This is a genomic window from Streptomyces sp. NPDC019443 (assembly GCF_044389785.1).
Taxonomy (GTDB): domain Bacteria; phylum Actinomycetota; class Actinomycetes; order Streptomycetales; family Streptomycetaceae; genus Streptomyces.
In genome coordinates this window covers 352,650-369,795 of sequence record NZ_JBIRYJ010000002.1, presented here as the reverse complement: position 1 = coordinate 369,795, position 17,146 = coordinate 352,650, and the positions used below count along the sequence as shown (strand labels likewise).

The following is a 17,146-nucleotide window of genomic DNA, read 5'->3' as shown; positions in this document are numbered from 1 at the left end:
CCGGATCACCGCCAGCGGCTCACCTCGACGTTCTCCAGGACCCCGAGGGCGTCCGGCACCAGCACCGCCGCCGAGTAGTAGGCCGTGACCAGGTACGAGATGATCGCCTGCTCGTCGATGCTCATGAAGCGCACGGACAGGCTGGGCTCGATCTCGTCCGGGATGCCGCTCTGCTGCAGTCCGATGACGCCCTGGTCGGCCTCGCCCGTACGCATGCAGATGATCGAGGTGGTCCTGGCCTCGGTGACCGGGATCTTGTTGCACGGGAAGATCGGCACACCGCGCCAGGCGGGCACATGGTGGCCGGCCACCTCCACACTGTCGGGCACCAGACCGCGCCTGTTGCACTCGCGCCCGAAGGCGGCGATGGCCCGCGGATGGGCCAGAAACAGCTTCGACCCGCGCCGCCGCGAGAGAAGTTCGTCCATGTCGTCGGGGCTGGGCACGCCGTCGTGCGGCTGCAACCGCTGCCCGTAGTCGCAGTTGTTCAGCAGTCCGAACTCGCGGTTGTTGATCAGCTCGTGCTCCTGGCGCTCCCGCAGCGCCTCGACCGTGAGCCGCAACTGCTGCTCGGTCTGGTTCATCGGCTGGTTGTAGAGGTCGGCGACACGGCTGTGGACCTTCAGCACGGTCTGGGCCACGCTCAGTTCGTACTCTCGCGGCGCCGCGTCGTAGTCGACGTAGGTGTGCGGGACGACGGCTTCGCCGACATGGCCCGCGGACAGGTCGATCGCCGCCTCGCCGTACTTGTTGGTCCGCTGCTGCGGCTGGGACGAAAGACCGGCCAGATGCACGCGGAGCGAGTCGGCGCGCTCCGCGAGGTTCAGCACATCGTCCCTGGTCAGCACGAGCACCGTGCATGCGGTCGCGGCACGCGCGGTGTACTGCCAGGAGGCCTCGCGGTCCAGCAGCGCCTGATCGCCGAAGTACGCCCCGTCGGCGAGGACGCCGAGCTCCGCCTCGTCGCCGTACGGACCGGTGCCGATCTGCTCGACCCGGCCGTGCGCCAGCAGATAGACGCGGTCCGCAGCGGTGCCCGCGGCGGCAAGCACCTCACCGGCCCTGAACTCCCGCTGATCGCAACGGGTCGCCAGCTCGGCGAGCACGGCCTCGTCGCCGTACTCCCGCAGGGCGGGCAACTCGCCGAGCTCGGCGGGGATGACCGCCACCCGGTCGCCGGTCTGCACGAATGTCACTCGACCGTCGCCGACGGAGTAGCTGAGGCGGCGGTTCACCCGGTAGGTGCCGCCCTGCACCTGCACCCACGGCAGCATGCGCAGCAGCCACCGTGAGGTGATCTCCTGCATCTGCGGGGCGGACTTGGTGGTTGTCGCAAGATTCCGCGCGGCGGCCGTACCAAGACTCTGCTGCTTCGACGTCTGCTGCTCACTGACCTCGTCGCCGACAGAACCAACCGAACCAACCGACATGTGACTCCCTCTCGATCACGGGTCTGACCTGCACTCGAAAGCTTCCATCACGGAGAGTACGTACGCCATTACACAAATGGATGGGACTAGTTCAGCGCGGGCGGGGCACGTTGCACGGCTCCGCGTGCCGGTGCCCTGTAGCGACCGGCGGCTGACCGGATCGCTCGCACGTAGTGCGAACAGACGGTCCTTTCAAGGGAGTTCGGGGTAAAGGCGCAGTACGGAGCATTCCGCGCACTTTCCCCCGCATTCACAAGGAGACCCGGCCATGTCCCCACCCATGTCCGCGAACAGCTTCCTCGACGCCCTGCGCGACGAAGGGCTGACGGTCGTCCAAGTCGGCGACTGGCGTACGCACAACCGCAACCACAAGGGCCCTTGGGGCCCGGTCCACGGCGTGATGATCCACCACACCGTCACCAAGGGCACCGCGACAACCGTCCGCATCTGCCGGGACGGCTACGCGAGCCTGCCGGGGCCGCTGTGCCTCGGCGTCATCGCCAAGGACGGCAAGGTCCATCTCGTCGGCTACGGCCGCGCCAACCACGCAGGGCTCGGCGACGACGATGTACTGCGCGCCGTCATCGCGGAGAAGGCACTCCCCGCGGACAACGAGGCGAACACCGACGGAAACCGCCATTTCTACGGCTTCGAGTGCGAGAACCTCGGCGACGGCAAGGATCCATGGCCTGCCGTCCAACTGGAGGCGATCGAGAGAGCGGCCGCGGCGATCTGCCGCCGCCACGGCTGGACCGCGCGCTCCGTCATCGGCCACCTCGAATGGCAGCCGGGAAAGGTCGATCCCCGGGGCTTCACGATGAACTCCATGCGCGCACGCATCCACGAACGTCTGCAGTGACCGCCAGACGTGACAAGACCGCCTGACGTGACAATGGGTGCGTGACCCGGAAAGCGCTCGACCTCACCACGGCCCTGCGGCCGCGACTGCCTTCGCCGCTGCGGCCGGTCGAGGACGAGCGCTTCAGCCGGCACGGCATACGTCTTCTGCTCAAGCGCGACGACCTGATACACCCGGACCTCCCGGGCAACAAGTGGCGCAAACTCGCCCCGAACCTCCACGCGGCGGCGGGCCGCCCGCTGCTGACGTTCGGCGGTGCGTACTCCAACCACCTGCGCGCGACGGCCGCCGCGGGCCGCCTGCTGGGCTTCGAAACGATCGGCGTGGTCCGCGGCGACGAACTGGCCTCCCGCCCCCTGAACCCGTCCCTGACCCAGTGCGCGGCGGACGGTATGCACCTGCTCTTCGTCGACCGGGCGACGTACCGCACGAAGGACGACCCGGAGGTCCTGGCCGAGATCCTGCGGTCGGTCCCGGGCGACGTCTACGTCGTCCCCGAAGGCGGCAGCAACGCCCGCGCCGCACAGAGCTGCGCCGCCCTCGGCCGCGAACTCCGCCACCTCGCCGACGTCGTCGCCGTCGCCTGCGGCACCGGCGGGACCCTCGCCGGACTCGCCGCCGGACTCGCGCCCGGGCAGCACGCCATCGGATTCCCCGTCCTCAAGGGCGGCTTTCTCGCCACACAGATACGCGGCCTCCAGGACGAGGCCTTCGGCGGGCAGGCCGGCGACTGGTCGCTCGACGACCGTTTCCACTTCGGCGGATACGCCCGTACCACCCCCGCACTCGACGCCTTCGCCGACGACTTCGAGGCCCGCCACCAGCTCCCCGTCGAGCGTGTCTACGTCGCCAAGATGCTCTACGGCCTGACCACCCTCGCCGCCGACGGCGCCCTCCCGCCCGGCACCGCCGTCGCCGCCGTGATCACCGGTCAGGGCTCCTCGCGGTAGGCCGCCGCCTCCTCCAGATCGAGACGGCGCAGCAGTGTACGCATCATCTCGTCGTCGATCCGCCGCTGGTCCCGCAGCTGTACGAAGACCTCGCGCTCGGCCTCGATCATTTCCCGCGCCAGCCGCCGGTAAGTGTCGTCCGCCGACTCCCCGGTCACCGGGTTCACCGCCCCGAGCCGCTCCCACACGGCGTTCCGCCGCCGCTCCAGCACCGTCCGCAGCCGGTCCGCCAGAGGCTGCGGAAGCGCGTTGCCCTCGTCCGCCAGCAGTTCGTCCAGCCGCTGCTCCGCCGCCCTTGAGGCCTGGCTCTGCGCCTGCGCCTCGGCGAGCGTCTCGGCTTGCGGGTCGCGCCCCGGCACCTTCAGCGCCCGGATCAGCGCCGGCAGCGTGAGCCCCTGGATCACCAACGTCCCGATCACTGTCGTGAAGGTCAGGAACAGCACCAGGTTCCGCGCCGGGAACGGCTCGCCGCCCGCCGTGGCCAGCGGAATCGAGAAGGCGATCGCCAGCGAGACGACCCCGCGCATCCCGGCCCAGCCCACGATCACCGGCGCGGTCCAGTTGGTGTCCGGCTCGCGCTTCCTGATCCGCGGCGAAAGTGCGCGCGGCAGGAAGGTGGCCGGGAAGACCCAGACGAACCGCACCACCACCACGGCGACGAAGACCCCGACCGCGTACCAGAGCGTCTCGCCCACCGAGTAGCCGCCGAGGCCCTGCACCACGTACGGCAGCTGCAGCCCGATCAGCGCGAAGACCGACGACTCCAGGATGAACGCGACCATCTTCCAGACCGCCCCCTCCTGCAGCCGGGTCTCGAAGTCGACCTGCCAGGAGTGGTGCCCCAGATAGAGCGCGACGACGACCACGGCGAGCACGCCGGACGCCCCGACGCGCTCGGCGGCCGCATAGGCGACGAAGGGAATCAGCAGCGAAAGGGTGTTCTGCAGGAGTGCTTCCCTCAGATGCGTACGCAGCCAGTGGATCGGCACCATCAGCACCAGGCCGACGCCGATCCCGCCGAGCGACGCCAGCGCGAACTCCCCGATGCCGCCGGCCCAGCTCGCACCCTCCCCGACCGCCGCGGCCAGCGCCACCCTGTACGCGGTGATCGCGGTCGCGTCGTTCACCAGGGACTCGCCCTGCAGGATCGTCGTGATCCGGTTCGGCAGCCCCAGCCGCCGGGCGATCGCGGTCGCGGCGACCGCGTCCGGCGGCGCGACGACCGCGCCCAGCACCAGCGCGGCGGTCAGCGGCAGATCCGGCACCAGCAGATAGGCGAGGTAACCCACAGCGACGGTCGCGAAGAGGGTGTAGCCGACCGAGAGCAGTGCGACGGGCCGCAGATTGGCCCGCAGATCGAGGTACGAGCTGTCGAGCGCGGCCGTGTGCAGCAGCGGCGGCAGCACCAGGGGCAGCACGATGTGCGGGTCGAGCGTGTAGTCCGGCACCCCCGGCACATACGCGCCGATCAGCCCCACGGTCACCAGCAGCAGCGGCGCCGGCACCGGTGTCCTGCGGGCCGCCCCGGCGATCGCGGCGCTCGCCGCGATCAGCGCGACCAGTGGCAATGCGTCCATTTCGCCGTCCCTCACGTCCGTCCGTACATCCGTCACCCACGTCGTAATCTGGCAATCATGAGCGAGTGCCCGCATGCAGCAGAACTGCCCAACCCCGAGCCGGTCCCGCTGAGCGAGACCTGCCTGGAGTGTCTGGCGGTCGGCAGCAATCCCGTACAGCTGCGACTCTGCCTGATCTGCGGCCTCGTGGGCTGCTGCGACTCCTCGCCCCTGCGGCACGCCACCGCGCACTTCACGCAGACCGGGCACCCTGTGATGCGAAGCTTCGAGCCGGGTGAGAGGTGGCGTTGGTGCTTTGTCGACGGTTCGATCGTCTGACGCGTGGGTACGTCAACCCTCCGCCGGTTCCTCGTAATTGGGTGACGCAGACCTCTAGCCACTGTGTGTGCTCGTATGCTTACCATGAGTGACAGCCACCGACTGGGGGTCCCGGCGACAGGGCACCATGGATCGCGATAGCGTCGCCGGGCCAGTACCGGCTACGTACAGACCGACTGACTACGTAGCGACGGCTTCGGGATCTCCCCTCCCGTAGCCCCGAAAGAGCTTGTGCCACCTTGGAGGTGAGGGTGTCCCAGATCGCAGGCGAGCCCGGGACTCAGGACTTCGTGGAAGTCCGGCTGCCCGCTGCGGGTGCCTACCTGTCCGTGCTGCGTACGGCCACGGCCGGCCTCGCAGCGCGCTTGGACTTCACCCTCGACGAGATCGAGGATCTGCGGATCGCGGTCGACGAGGCGTGCGCGATCCTGCTGCAGCAGGCCGTCCCCGGTTCCGTTCTCAGCTGCGTCTTCCGACTCGTCGACGACTCGCTCGAGGTCACGGTCTCGGCGCCGACGACAGACGGCCGGGCGCCGGAGCGTGACACCTTCGCCTGGACGGTGCTCTCGGCGCTGGCCGGCAAGGTCGACTCGTCGGTCGCCGATGACCGTACGGTCTCCATCAGCCTGTACAAACAGCGCGGCGCGGGACCCGGGCCGGCGTGAGGAACGGGGACGGTCCGGTGCGGAACGAGCCACCCGCGGTGACGGGCATCCCGGAACAGCAGGCGCGGCCGCACCCGGTGGACGGACTGGACGGACTTGACGGCCGGACGGCCGCGGCGGAGCAGGCAGAGCGGGCGGACCGTATGAGCGAGCACGTGCACGAGAAGCAGCACCACGATCCACATGACCGCAGCGGGGCGCGGGCGATGTTCATCGAGCTGCGCAAGCTGCCCGACGGCTCGTCGCAGCGGGCGGAGCTGCGCAACCAGCTGGTGCGTATGCATCTGCCGCTGGTCGAGCATCTGGCGCGGCGCTTCCGCAACCGCGGCGAGCCGCTGGACGATCTGACGCAGGTCGCGACGATCGGCCTGATCAAGTCGGTGGACCGGTTCGATCCGGATCGGGGCGTCGAGTTCTCGACGTACGCGACGCCGACGGTGGTCGGCGAGATCAAGCGCCACTTCCGCGACAAGGGCTGGGCGGTCCGGGTCCCGCGCCGCCTCCAGGAACTGCGGCTCGCCCTGACCACGGCGACGGCGGAACTGTCCCAGCAGCACGGCCGCTCGCCGACGGTCCACGAGCTGGCGGAACGCCTGGGCATCTCGGAGGAGGAGGTCCTGGAGGGCCTGGAGTCCGCGAACGCGTACTCCACTCTGTCCCTGGACGTTCCCGACACGGACGACGAGTCCCCGGCGGTGGCGGACACACTGGGCGCGGAGGACGAGGCCCTGGAGGGCGTCGAATACCGCGAGTCGCTGAAGCCACTGCTGGAGGACCTGCCACCGCGCGAGAAGCGGATCCTGCTGCTGAGGTTCTTCGGCAACATGACGCAGTCGCAGATCGCACAGGAGGTGGGCATCTCTCAGATGCACGTCTCCCGCTTGCTGGCCCGCACGCTGGCACAGCTCCGCGAGAAGCTCCTGGTCGAGGAGTAACCGGCCCGCGGGGCGTGGGGGCGGCCCCTCCCCACCGGGAGCCACCGGGGGGACGTACCGCCCCCGCGCGAGCGGCTACGCGTCGCGCGCGGGGCCGCGGATGCCCAGGGCCTCAGTCGTCGTCGGGTTCACCAGTAGAACCAGGCCCGTCACCGCGACCACCGCCAGTGCGATGCCCAGCGGGATCAGCGCCCCGGAGGCGCGCAGCAGCGTCCACGCCGGAATCAGTGCCATCAGATGCGTGATGATCGCCGGTCCGCGGCTCCAGCTGCGGCGTCGCAGCAGGCCCCGCGCCGCGGCCAGCGGGATCGCGCCGAGTGCGATCAGCGTCACTCCGCCCGTCTCCGCCTGCGACGGACTGTCCGGGCGGCCGAGCAGGCCCATCACGAGCATGTAGACGCCGCACGCGACCAGTGCCAGGCCTTCCAGGCCGGACACCGCGGCCGCGGCAGTCAGGCGGGCAGGGCGGGGGGTCTGGTCAGCGCTCATCCCAGCAGGGTAGCCGTCGTGCGCGGCCCTGGGCTGGGCCAGGTAAATCCCACTAGGTACGCTGCTGCGCATGCGCGCACTCCTCGTGGTCAATCCGGCAGCAACCACCACCAGTGCCCGCACTCGCGACGTACTCATCCACGCCCTCGCCAGCGAGATGAAGCTGGAGGTCGTGAACACGGAGTACCGCGGACACGCACGCGACGTCGGCCGCCGGGCAGCGGAGTCCGACGACATGGATCTCGTCGTCGCCCTGGGCGGCGACGGCACCGTGAACGAGGTCGTCAACGGTCTGCTCCACCACGGCCCCGACCCCGACCGCCTCCCCCGCCTCGCCGTCGTCCCCGGCGGCTCGACGAACGTATTCGCCCGTGCCCTCGGCCTCCCGAACGACGCCGTCGAGGCGACCGGCGCCATCCTGGACGCACTGCGCGACCGGACCGAGCGGACGATCGGCCTCGGTCTCGCCGCCGGCACCCCGGGCACCGACGACGAGGCGGTCCCCGCGCGCTGGTTCACCTTCTGCGCCGGACTCGGCTTCGACGCGAGCGTCATCGGCCGGGTCGAACAGCAGCGGGAGCGCGGCAAGCGGTCCACGCACGCCCTCTATATGCGCCAGGTGGTACGCCAGTTCCTGGACGAGCCCCACCGCCGGAACGGCCCGATCACCCTGGACCGTCCCGGCCAGGACCCGGTCACCGATCTTGTGCTCTCCATAATCTGCAACACCTCCCCCTGGACCTACCTGGGCAATCGCCCGGTGTATGCGTCCCCGGAGGCGTCCTTCGACACCGCCCTGGACGTCGTCGCACTGTCCAAGATGTCGACCTCGGCCGTGGCTCGTTATGCGACCCAGCTGCTCACTTCCACCCCCGAGCGCGGACCGCACGGCAAGCACGCGGTCACTCTCCACGACCTCACCGACTTCACCTTGAATTCGAAGGTTCCCCTCCCGTTCCAGATGGACGGTGACCACCTTGGGCTCCGTACGAGCGTGACGTTCACAGGCGTACGCCGTGCACTGCGTGTGATTGTGTGAGTGGAAGGGCCGAAAGGCCTTTAACTCGAACGTATGGGCTGGGCTCCACCCCATAGAAGTACGGCTGTGACCTAGCCGACACCGAGGAATCAAAAAAAACTTTCCGGAAGGGGTTGTATCCGCCGCCGAGGTTTGCGAATCTCTACATGGCGATCGGGACGGCCCGCAACATCGGCCCCACAGACCGCCAGAACCCCTCCTCAAACCTCAGGACCACGCCAGTGCAGCTGGCAGTCGGCCCTTCCCTTGCGGGGGGATTCGTGAAAGCGTTCACATTCACAAGCAACCCGCATGTAATACCAAGGAGAGGTAGCAGCCATGGACTGGCGTCACAACGCCGTTTGCCGCGAGGAAGACCCCGAGCTCTTCTTCCCCATCGGCAACACTGGTCCTGCGCTGCTGCAGATCGAGGAAGCCAAGGCCGTCTGCCGTCGCTGCCCCGTCATGGAGCAGTGCCTGCAGTGGGCGCTCGAGTCCGGCCAGGACTCGGGCGTCTGGGGTGGCCTCAGCGAGGACGAGCGCCGCGCTATGAAGCGTCGTGCCGCTCGCAACCGGGCGCGTAACGCCAGCGCCTGACGCCAGCCCCTGCTACGAGCCTGAGCTTGGCGGCGCGTACAGAGAGTACGCACTCACCGCCTCCCGAGCCGCAGCGCGCAGTACCCCCGAAGCGCACAAAGCTCTGAGCCCCGGACCGTGTACATACGGTCCGGGGCTCGCTGCTGTTTCCGGCCGCTACGGCTACTGCTTCTGCGCCTGTACGGGTACGTCGAGGACGACCCTGGTGCCCCGCACCGGGGCCGGGACCATGTCGAAGGTTCCGCCCAATTCCCCCTCCACCAGGGTCCGTACAATCTGCAGACCCAGATTGCCGGTCTGCTGGGGGTCGAAGCCCTCGGGCAGTCCGCGCCCGTCGTCCTGGACGGTGATCAGCAGCCGGCTGTCCGTGCGTTGATCGCCTCGTACGGCCGCGACCTCGACAGAGCCGTGCTCCCCCTGTGCGAAGGCGTGCTCCAGGGCGTTCTGCAGCACCTCGGTCAGGACCATCGCGAGCGGGGTGGCCACCTCGGCGTCGAGGATGCCGAAGCGGCCCGTACGGCGGCACTCGACCTTGCCCGGGGAGATCTCGGAGACCATCGCGATGACCCGGTCGGCGATCTCGTCGAACTCGACGCGCTCGTCCAGGTTCTGGGAGAGGGTCTCGTGCACGATCGCGATCGAACCGACGCGCCGCACCGCCTCATTGAGCGCCTCACGGCCACGTACGGAATCCATCCGGCGCGCCTGCAGCCGCAACAGGGCCGCGACTGTCTGGAGGTTGTTCTTCACCCGGTGGTGGATCTCCCGGATGGTCGCGTCTTTGGTGATCAACTCACGCTCGCGGCGGCGGAGTTCGGTGACGTCGCGGCAGAGTACGAGGGAACCGATCCGGGTGCCCTTGGGCTTGAGCGGGATGGCGCGCAGCTGGATGACACCGCCATTGCCCTCGACCTCGGTCTCACGGGGCGCGTAGCCGCTGGCGAGTTTGACCAGGGCCTCGTCGACGGGGCCGCGGGACGGGGCGAGTTCGGCGGTGATCTGGCCGAGGTGGTGTCCGACGAGGTCGGAGGCGAGGCCGAGGCGGTGGTACGCGGAGAGGCCGTTGGGGCTGGCGTACTGCACGACGCCGTCCGCGTCGAGCCGGATCAGCCCGTCGCCGACGCGCGGGGAAGCGTCCATGTCGACTTGTTGCCCGGGGAAGGGGAAGGAGCCGGCGGCGATCATCTGGGCGAGGTCGGAGGCGCTCTGGAGGTAGGTGAGCTCCAGTCGGCTGGGCGTACGGACGGTGAGGAGGTTGGTGTTCCGGGCGATGACGCCGAGGACGCGGCCCTCGCGGCGTACGGGGATGGACTCGACCCGTACCGGAACCTCCTCGCGCCACTCCGGGTCGCCCTCGCGCACGATCCGCCCCTCGTCGAGCGCGGCGTCGAGCAGCGGGCGCCGGCCACGGGGAACGAGATGGCCGACCATGTCGTCCTGGTAGGAGGTGGGGCCGGTGTTGGGGCGCATCTGGGCAACGGAGACGAAGCGGGTGCCGTCGCGGGTGGGGACCCACAGGACGAGGTCGGCGAAGGAGAGGTCGGAGAGCAGCTGCCACTCCGAGACCAGCAGATGCAGCCACTCGAGGTCGGATTCACTCAGGGCTGTGTGCTGGTGTACGAGGTCGTTCATGGAGGGCACATCTGCGAGCGTACCTGCGAGGTGAACCGGGTGAGTTGCCCGGCCGTGCCGGAGGACGGGCCGAGAAGTAAGCTCTGCAGATGGATGGACAGCGGAGAATGGTCTAGTCCACAATGATTGTGTCAAAACCTCCATCCTCCCCGCACAGGAGGGTGGAACGAGGTACCCGGCGCTCTCTGCCCTGACTGCGCCGAGACCTCCGATACGGCCGCGCGGACCGCACACCTGCCGGCCGGAGCAACTCCGGGCTGCGGTGCCGGACGGGTTGAGGGTCCCGTCAGGCGCCGCGGCCCGCGGGTGTGTGCGGCTACTTCTACTTGCGGCGCGCGCGAAGCGCCGCGGCACGTCCTGGCGCCCCGCCCCCACACACGCGCCAATTGCGCGGCGTGGTGGCCCGAAGCGCGCCGGAGGGCGCGGCACCGTTCGCGCGCGGAGCGTCGCGCAGCAGGGGGTGTGGGGGAACCCCGTTCCCCCACATCTGGTGCGGGCGGGTGGGCAAGCCCCCGGCGCCGCCCCCCTCAGCGCGTTTCCGTGACCTTTGCGAGCGCCCTCGGCGCGTCCGGGTCCTGGCCGCGGGCGATCGTCACCTCGTACGCCAGGAGTTGCAGCGGGAGAATCTCCAGGATCGGCTGGAGCTCCTCCGCAACCCCGTCCGTCGGGAGGACGAAGCCCGCCGATGCCGCCTCGACCTGGGGGGCCGGGCCCACCACCACCAGGTCCGCGCCGCGGCCGCGGAGGCGGTCGAGGACCGGTTGGAGGGCCTCGCCGCCCTTGCCGCCCGTGACCACCGCGATGACCGGGGAGATGTTGTCCACCATCGCCAGCGGGCCGTGCAGCAGGTCCGCGCCGGAGTACGAGAGCGCCGGGATGTAGCTCGTCTCCATCAGCTTCAGCGCGGCCTCCTTCGCCGTGGGGTAGCCGTAGCCCCGCGACGTGATGACCATCCGCTCGGCGAAGCGATAGCGGGACGCCAGCTGCCGTACCTCGTCCTGACGGGACAGGACCTGCGACGCCAGGTCCGGCAGCACCTTCGCCGCCGCGCCGTCGCCGCCCCGCAGCCCTTCCACGAAGAGATAGAGCGCCAGCAGCGACGCCGTGTACGTCTTCGTCGCCGGGAGCGCCTTCTCCGGCCCTGCCAGGATGTCGATGTGAAATTCGGAGACCGCAGCCAGCGGGGAGTCCGGGTTGTTCGTGACCGCCAGCGTGATCGCGCCCCCCTCACGCGCCGCCTTCGTCGAGGCCACCAGGTCCGGTGAGCCGCCGGACTGGCTGACCGTGATGACCAGGACGTCGGTCAGGTCCGGCCGCGCGCCGTACGCCGTCGTCGTGGACATGGAGGTCAGCCCGCACGGCAGACCCAGCTGGATCTCCAGCAGGTACTTCGCGTACAGCGCGGCGTTGTCGGACGTGCCGCGCGCGGTCAGCAGCACGAACCGCGGGCTCCGCGCCGCGATCGCCGTCGCCACCTCGCGGATCCTCGGCGCGCCCTCCTGAAGGATGCGCCGCAGCACCGCGGGCTGCTCTGCCATCTCACCGGCCATGATCCGGCCCGGCTTTTCGGACATGCGGGGTGCCTCCATGTGGCATTCCTTGTGCACAGTCCGCGTCGGTCAGGCCCCGGCGCCCTTGCCGGTGATGACCTCCGCGGCGGCCCGTCCGCAGACGCGAGCGGCGCCATGGGTCGCGATGTGCAGGGCACCCCTCGGCTCCGCCCGGTCCACCCCCATCTCGACCACGACCGTGCCGGGCCGGGCTGCGATCAGGGCGTCCAGAGCGTCCGCCATCCAGGGGTGGCGGTGAACGTCGCGTACTACAGCGATGATCCTACGGTCCGCCGCAGCAGCCAGCACATTTCCGACCAAGCCGGAGGTCTCGGTTGCGCTGTCGTAGGTGCCGGTCTCGGTGCCGGGCAGGATCGCCGTCAGCTCCGCCGCCACCCCCCACGGGGTCTCGTCCCCCACCGCGATGTTCGCGACCGGGGCGAAGGCGGCAACATAGGGGGCGAGATCCACCGGCTCGTACGGCAGCTGTCCCACCGTCACCCGTACCGCGCGGCGTGCCGCGATCAGCCCGATGTCGGTGCGGGGCGCGGCCCCGGCCCCTGGCTGCGCCGCGGTGACCCCCGTCTCCGAGGCCGGGCCCGGCTCCACTGCGGCCACCCTGGCCCCCCGCGTCCAGTCGGCGAGCGCGCGTACCCGTGCCGCCGCGTCGGCCAGCCGCTCCTCGGGCAGTTCGCCGTCCCGTACCGCAGTGACCAGCGCGTCGCGCAGTCGCAGTACGGTCTCCTCGTCGGCCAGGCCGCCGCCGACGCAAATCGCGTCGGCTCCCGCGGCGATGGCGAGGACGGAGCCGTGCTCGATGCCGTACACCGCCGAGATGGCCTGCATCTCCATACCGTCGGTGACGATCAGGCCTTCGTAGCCCAACTCCTCGCGCAGCAGACCGGTGAGGATCTGCGGGCTCAGCGTCGCCGGGCGGTTCGGGTCGAGCGCGGGAACCAGGATGTGCGCGCTCATTACCGCTTTGGAACCCGCCGCGATCGCCGCGCGGAAAGGCACCAGCTCACGGGCGTGCAGAGTGTCAAGATCCACACCGATGCGGGGCAGCGCGTGGTGCGAGTCCACATTGGTGTCGCCGTGCCCGGGGAAGTGCTTGGTGCAGGCGGCGACTCCGGCCGCCTGGAGTCCTTCGATGTACGCGGCGGTGTGCCGGGCGGCGAGCGTGGTGTCGGCACCGAACGACCGTACGCCGATGACCGGGTTGTTCGGGTTGGAGTTGACGTCCGCGGAGGGTGCCCAGTTGAGGTCGACCCCGCATTCGGCGAGCCGGCGGCCCAGTTCATGCGCGACGGCCCGGGTGAGCTCCGTATCGTCCACCACCCCCAGCGCGTAGTTCCCGGGGAAGGAAGAACCGTTACGCACCTCAAGGCGCGTGACGTCCCCGCCCTCCTCGTCGATCGCGACGAGCACATCGTCCCGTTCGGCCCGCAGCTGGGCGGTGAGCGCGGCCAGTTGGCCGGGCGAGGCGATGTTGCGGCCGAACAGGCCGACGGCCGAGAGGCCTTCGCCGATCCGGCGCAGCAGCCACTCGGGCGCGGTGGTGCCGATGAAACCCGGCTGGAGGACGGCGAGGGCGTCGCGGGTCAGGGTGTCCGAGGATCCACGTACGAGAGTGGTCATGAGGCGGCGTTATCCCTTCACTGCACCGGAGGTGAGACCCGCCGCCATCTTCTTCTGGATGAACATGAAGAAGGCCACGACAGGGATGGCGATGAGCGTCGAGGCGGCCATCAGGGCGCCGTAGTCCACACCACGAGAGGTGGTGAAGTTCGCCAGCCACACGTTCAGCGTGTACTTGTCGTTGTCCTGGAGAACGACGTACGCGAGGAGGTACTCGTTCCAGGCGTTGATCAGCGAGTAGATGGACGCCGCGGCGAGGCCGGGGGCGAGCAGCGGGAAGACGATCCGCCAGAAGGCGCCCATCTGGCTGCAGCCGTCCACCATCGCGGACTCCTCCAGCTCCTTCGGGATGTTGATCACGAAACCGCGGATCATCCAGGTCGCGAAGGGCAGTGTGGAGACGAGGTAGATGATGATGACGCCCCAGTACTCGTTCAGCGCGCCGAGGTCGTTGAGCTGGAGGTAGATGGGGATCAGCATCGCGGTCGGCGGCAGCAGCTGGACCAGGATGAGGACGATCATGAAGCCTCTGCGGCCGAAGAACCTGAAGCGGCCTATCGCGTACGCGGCGATGGTGGCCATGAGCATGGCGCCGACCACCGCGGTGACGCAGATGATCAGGCTGGATTTGACCGCCGTACCGAAGTTGGCGTAGTCCATCGCGCGGCTGAAGTTGTCGAAGGTGACCGACGACGGCCACAGCGTCTGGTCATAGCTGCGGATCTCGGCGTTGGGCCGCAGGGCGCTGATGACGAGCCAGTACACCGGGAAGATCATGACCACGAAGGTCAGCAGCCCGATGACGTTGTAGACGATCCGGCTCCTTTTCTTGCGGTCGGGCTTGAGGATCTGGGCAGCCTTGGGGGCAGGGGCCTTCAGGGCGGAGGTGGTGGCGCTCACTCGACCTCTCCGATCTTGAGCAGCTGGCGCAGGTAGTACACGGCGACGCCGGACAGCAGCAGCACCGTGATCAGCGAGATGGCGGCGCCCTGGCTGAAAGAGTTGGACTCGAAGGCCTTGTTGAAGGCGTAGAGACCGAGCACCTCGTACTCGGGCTCGGGCTTGGTGCCGCGCATCAGCCAGACCTGGCCCAGGACGTTGAAGTCCCAGATCACCGAGAGGGTGGCGACCATCTGGAAGACCGGCTTGATGACCGGGAAGACGACGTAGCGGAAGTTGCCGAACGCCCCGACGCCGTCGATGGCCGCGGCCTCCTCCAGCTCCTTGGGCACCTGGGTGAGGGCCGCGTAGAGCGTGATGGCGACGAACGGAATGGCGCCCCAGACGACGACGGCGCCGATGACCAGGAAGCCCTGCTTGGCGTCGAGGAACCAGTTGTGGCCCTGGAAGTCCAGTCCGAGGTACTTCGTGAGGACCATGTTCGCGACGCCGTAGTCGGAGTCGGCGAACCAGCGGAAGATCGAGGCGGCGACCATCAGCGGGATGGACCAGGCCGCGATCAGCCCGGCGGTCACGAGCAGCCGGACCCACGTGGACATCCGCTGCATCATCAGCGAGATCGCCAGGCCGAAGGCGAGGGTGACGACCACACAGGCGGCCATGAAGACGACGGTCAGCACGACGGAGTCCCAGAAGGCCGGGTCACCGAAGATGCTGGAGAACTGCTCGAAGCCCACCCACGGTGCGGCCTCGCCGGTCCACAGCTCGCGGCGGCCGACGTCCTGGAAGGACATGATCGTCGTCTTGATCAGCGGCCATACGAAGACGGCGGCGATCGCGACGATCGTGGGGCCGATCAGCAGATAGGGCAGCAGTGCGCCGGCCTTCCGCGGCGCGCGACCGCTCTTGGCCGGCTGTGGGCGAAGGACGTCGGGGTGCCGCTGGACGGGCACCGCCGGTTCGACTGCTTTCGTTTCGGCGGCACTCATGGTGCGTGGCCTTCCGTTCGGACTGGTCACCGGAGGGCGGGGTGGCGGGCCCGTGCTGAGGCACGGACCGGCCACCCCCGCTGTGCGATCAGGAGAGTCAGGAGCTCTCGTTGATCAGCTTGTCGATCTCCGCGTCGGCCGTCTTGGTGGCTTCCTCGACGGACTTGCCCTTGATGATGTCCAGGAGCATCAGCTCGAGAACTTCCTTCTTCTCGATCGCGGACCAGCCGGGGGCGATCGGGGTGAACCAGGCGTCCGGCACGGCGTTGGCGATCGGAGCGGTCTCCGGCTTCGCCTTCAGCGGCTCGAGCTGCTTGGTGTTGTTGGGAAGGATGTTCTTGGCGGCGAGAACCGCCTCGGACTTCTCACTGGTGAACAGCGAGATCCACTCCTCGCCCAGGTCCTGGACCTTGGACTTGGAGATGGTGGCGAGGTCGGAGCCGCCGATGAAGGAGGGCAGGGCCTTGCCGTCGGGGCCCGGCATACCGGCGGTGCCGATCTTGTCCTTCAGCTTGGCGTTGCCGTTGGCCTTGGGGTCGATGACGCTGCCGGCTTCCCAGCCGTTGCCGTAGAGAAGAGCGGTCTTCTCGTTGGCCATGACGTTGGCGTGGTCCTGTTCGTCCTTGGTCTTGTCGCCGTGGTTGTACTTCTTGACCAGGTCGACGAAGTGCGTGATGCCCTTCTGCGCCTCCGGCGTGGAGAGCGAGGACTTCCACTCCTTCTTGCCCTCGTCGTACTTGGCGATCTCGCCGCCGTACGCGGCAACGTAGGACATGGCGGCGTACCAGTAGCGGCCCGGCAGGTAGAGCGGCGAGAACGCCTTGTCCTTGGTGTTCTTCGCCTGGACCTTGTCGAGGGCGGCGGTGAGCTCGGCCTCGGTGGTCGGCAGGGCGTCGGAGCCGGTGCCCGCCTTGAACATGTCCTTGTTGTAGATCGCGACACGGGCACCCGCGTAGTAGGGCACGCAGTACTGCTTGCCCTCGTATGCGCAGGTGTCCTTGAGGCCCTTGATCCAGGTGTCCGAGTTCTCGTACTTCTTCGGGTCGATCTCGCCGAGAGCGCCGTTGAGGATGTACGTCATCGTCTCGGTATTGCCGAGCTCGACCACGTCCGGGAACTTGTCACCGGCGAGCGCGGCGTCCAGCTTCTTGGTCTTGTCCGCCCACTGCTGGTACTGGACATTGACCTTGACACCCGGGTACTTCGCGTTGAACTGGCTGTTGACGTCCTTGACCAGTTCCGGCCAGGTGGACTGAGCGTCCGTCATCAGCCAGACGGTCAGCGTCTCATTGCGGTCCTTCGGGTCCTTCGCGGCCTTGTTGTCGCTGGAGCCGCACGCCGCGACCGAAGCCGCCATCGCTGCCACACCTACCGCGGCTATGAGCTTACGCTTCACGCCACCCTCCTCAAGGGATGCAAGAGTTACCCCCCACCACCACCCGGGAGTCGCGCAATACGCAGAGACAGCGCTTCGGGGTCTGCCCGTGGGGCTGGGAACTGGTCTTTAATGGTTTAGACCAGTACCCCGGAGCTTGGCCTAGACCTTTAGGGGTGTCAAGGGTGTATAAGAAGGGCTGTCGCGTCCGTTATCGGACCGAC

15 protein-coding genes and 1 pseudogene are annotated in these 17,146 nt (G+C 68.7%); 7 read left to right on the top strand and 9 right to left on the bottom strand.

The features are described 5' to 3' along the window. Positions 1-5: 5 nt before the first annotated feature. The gene (locus tag ACH492_RS07895; RefSeq protein ID WP_398983948.1) at positions 6-1,430 is read right to left on the bottom strand and encodes a family 2B encapsulin nanocompartment shell protein; all 1,425 of its coding nucleotides are present in this window, start codon (positions 1,428-1,430) and stop codon (positions 6-8) included. Positions 1,431-1,698: 268 nt separating this feature from the next. Here ACH492_RS07895 and ACH492_RS07890 point away from each other — a divergent pair, with 268 nt between their 5' ends. Beyond that, positions 1,699-2,289, top strand: a complete 591-nt coding sequence (locus ACH492_RS07890) for an N-acetylmuramoyl-L-alanine amidase (protein ID WP_398983946.1) — start codon at positions 1,699-1,701, stop codon at positions 2,287-2,289. Between the two features lie 41 nt (positions 2,290-2,330). Further along, complete coding sequence (locus tag ACH492_RS07885; protein WP_398983944.1) at positions 2,331-3,239, top strand: 1-aminocyclopropane-1-carboxylate deaminase/D-cysteine desulfhydrase; 909 nt, start codon at positions 2,331-2,333, stop codon at positions 3,237-3,239. Here the strand turns inward: ACH492_RS07885 and ACH492_RS07880 are convergent. Beyond that, the gene (locus tag ACH492_RS07880; RefSeq protein ID WP_398983942.1) at positions 3,221-4,816 is read right to left on the bottom strand and encodes a Na+/H+ antiporter; all 1,596 of its coding nucleotides are present in this window, start codon (positions 4,814-4,816) and stop codon (positions 3,221-3,223) included. The genes ACH492_RS07885 and ACH492_RS07880 overlap by 19 nt on opposite strands. A 57-nt stretch (positions 4,817-4,873) precedes the next feature. Between ACH492_RS07880 and ACH492_RS07875 the strand changes: the two genes are divergently transcribed. The 3 genes and pseudogenes from ACH492_RS07875 to ACH492_RS07865 all read left to right on the top strand — a co-directional run. Next, positions 4,874-5,134 (top strand): UBP-type zinc finger domain-containing protein, encoded by a 261-nt coding sequence (locus tag ACH492_RS07875; RefSeq protein WP_398983940.1) that lies wholly within the window; start codon positions 4,874-4,876, stop codon positions 5,132-5,134. 251 nt (positions 5,135-5,385) lie between these two features. Then, a complete protein-coding gene (locus ACH492_RS07870; protein WP_018845530.1) occupies positions 5,386-5,799 on the top strand; it encodes an anti-sigma regulatory factor in 414 nt (137 codons plus the stop codon). Continuing rightward, positions 5,748-6,734: pseudogene (locus ACH492_RS07865) on the top strand (RNA polymerase sigma factor SigF); the annotation flags it as partial. The gene ACH492_RS07870 and the pseudogene ACH492_RS07865, both read left to right, overlap by 52 nt. Positions 6,735-6,809: 75 nt before the next feature. Here ACH492_RS07865 and ACH492_RS07860 read toward each other — a convergent pair. Continuing rightward, positions 6,810-7,223, bottom strand: a complete 414-nt coding sequence (locus ACH492_RS07860) for a hypothetical protein (protein WP_398983938.1) — start codon at positions 7,221-7,223, stop codon at positions 6,810-6,812. A gap of 70 nt (positions 7,224-7,293) precedes the next feature. Between ACH492_RS07860 and ACH492_RS07855 the strand changes: the two genes are divergently transcribed. Next, positions 7,294-8,262 carry a diacylglycerol/lipid kinase family protein gene (locus ACH492_RS07855; RefSeq protein WP_398983936.1) on the top strand — a complete coding sequence of 323 codons (969 nt, stop codon included), beginning with the start codon at positions 7,294-7,296 and terminating at the stop codon, positions 8,260-8,262. Between the two features lie 318 nt (positions 8,263-8,580). Next, positions 8,581-8,838, top strand: coding sequence for a WhiB family transcriptional regulator (locus tag ACH492_RS07850; protein WP_003953983.1), 258 nt, complete (start codon positions 8,581-8,583; stop codon positions 8,836-8,838). 162 nt (positions 8,839-9,000) lie between these two features. Here the strand turns inward: ACH492_RS07850 and ACH492_RS07845 are convergent, their stop codons facing one another. From ACH492_RS07845 to ACH492_RS07820, 6 genes are all read right to left on the bottom strand, one after another. Next, positions 9,001-10,479, bottom strand: a complete 1,479-nt coding sequence (locus tag ACH492_RS07845) for a sensor histidine kinase (protein ID WP_398983934.1) — start codon at positions 10,477-10,479, stop codon at positions 9,001-9,003. Positions 10,480-10,997: 518 nt separating this feature from the next. Next, on the bottom strand, positions 10,998-12,044 hold the full coding sequence (locus ACH492_RS07840) for an SIS domain-containing protein (RefSeq protein WP_398983932.1): 1,047 nt from the start codon (positions 12,042-12,044) through the stop codon (positions 10,998-11,000). A gap of 45 nt (positions 12,045-12,089) precedes the next feature. Next, positions 12,090-13,658: a glycoside hydrolase family 3 protein gene (locus ACH492_RS07835; RefSeq protein WP_398983930.1), complete on the bottom strand. Its 1,569-nt coding sequence runs from the start codon at positions 13,656-13,658 to the stop codon at positions 12,090-12,092. A 9-nt stretch (positions 13,659-13,667) separates the two neighbouring features. Beyond that, entirely contained in the window at positions 13,668-14,558 is an 891-nt protein-coding gene (locus tag ACH492_RS07830; RefSeq protein ID WP_398983928.1) for a carbohydrate ABC transporter permease, read from the bottom strand. Then, positions 14,555-15,547 (bottom strand): carbohydrate ABC transporter permease, encoded by a 993-nt coding sequence (locus tag ACH492_RS07825; RefSeq protein ID WP_398983926.1) that lies wholly within the window; start codon positions 15,545-15,547, stop codon positions 14,555-14,557. The genes ACH492_RS07830 and ACH492_RS07825 overlap by 4 nt, the downstream gene beginning before the upstream one ends. A gap of 97 nt (positions 15,548-15,644) precedes the next feature. Then, complete coding sequence (locus ACH492_RS07820; protein ID WP_398983924.1) at positions 15,645-16,943, bottom strand: sugar ABC transporter substrate-binding protein; 1,299 nt, start codon at positions 16,941-16,943, stop codon at positions 15,645-15,647. Positions 16,944-17,146 lie beyond the last annotated feature (203 nt).

Excerpts from the sequence above, each read along its gene's own strand:
- ACH492_RS07875 (WP_398983940.1), top strand. The coding sequence starts at position 4,874 with ATGAGCGAGTGCCCGCATGCAGCAGAACTGCCCAACCCCGAGCCGGTC.
- ACH492_RS07835 (WP_398983930.1), bottom strand. The coding sequence starts at position 13,658 with ATGACCACTCTCGTACGTGGATCCTCGGACACCCTGACCCGCGACGCC.
- ACH492_RS07825 (WP_398983926.1), bottom strand. The coding sequence starts at position 15,547 with ATGAGTGCCGCCGAAACGAAAGCAGTCGAACCGGCGGTGCCCGTCCAG.
- ACH492_RS07840 (WP_398983932.1), bottom strand. The coding sequence starts at position 12,044 with ATGTCCGAAAAGCCGGGCCGGATCATGGCCGGTGAGATGGCAGAGCAG.
- ACH492_RS07860 (WP_398983938.1), bottom strand. The coding sequence starts at position 7,223 with ATGAGCGCTGACCAGACCCCCCGCCCTGCCCGCCTGACTGCCGCGGCC.
- ACH492_RS07895 (WP_398983948.1), bottom strand. The coding sequence starts at position 1,430 with ATGTCGGTTGGTTCGGTTGGTTCTGTCGGCGACGAGGTCAGTGAGCAG.
- ACH492_RS07855 (WP_398983936.1), top strand. The coding sequence starts at position 7,294 with ATGCGCGCACTCCTCGTGGTCAATCCGGCAGCAACCACCACCAGTGCC.
- ACH492_RS07890 (WP_398983946.1), top strand. The coding sequence starts at position 1,699 with ATGTCCCCACCCATGTCCGCGAACAGCTTCCTCGACGCCCTGCGCGAC.
- ACH492_RS07850 (WP_003953983.1), top strand. The coding sequence starts at position 8,581 with ATGGACTGGCGTCACAACGCCGTTTGCCGCGAGGAAGACCCCGAGCTC.
- ACH492_RS07880 (WP_398983942.1), bottom strand. The coding sequence starts at position 4,816 with ATGGACGCATTGCCACTGGTCGCGCTGATCGCGGCGAGCGCCGCGATC.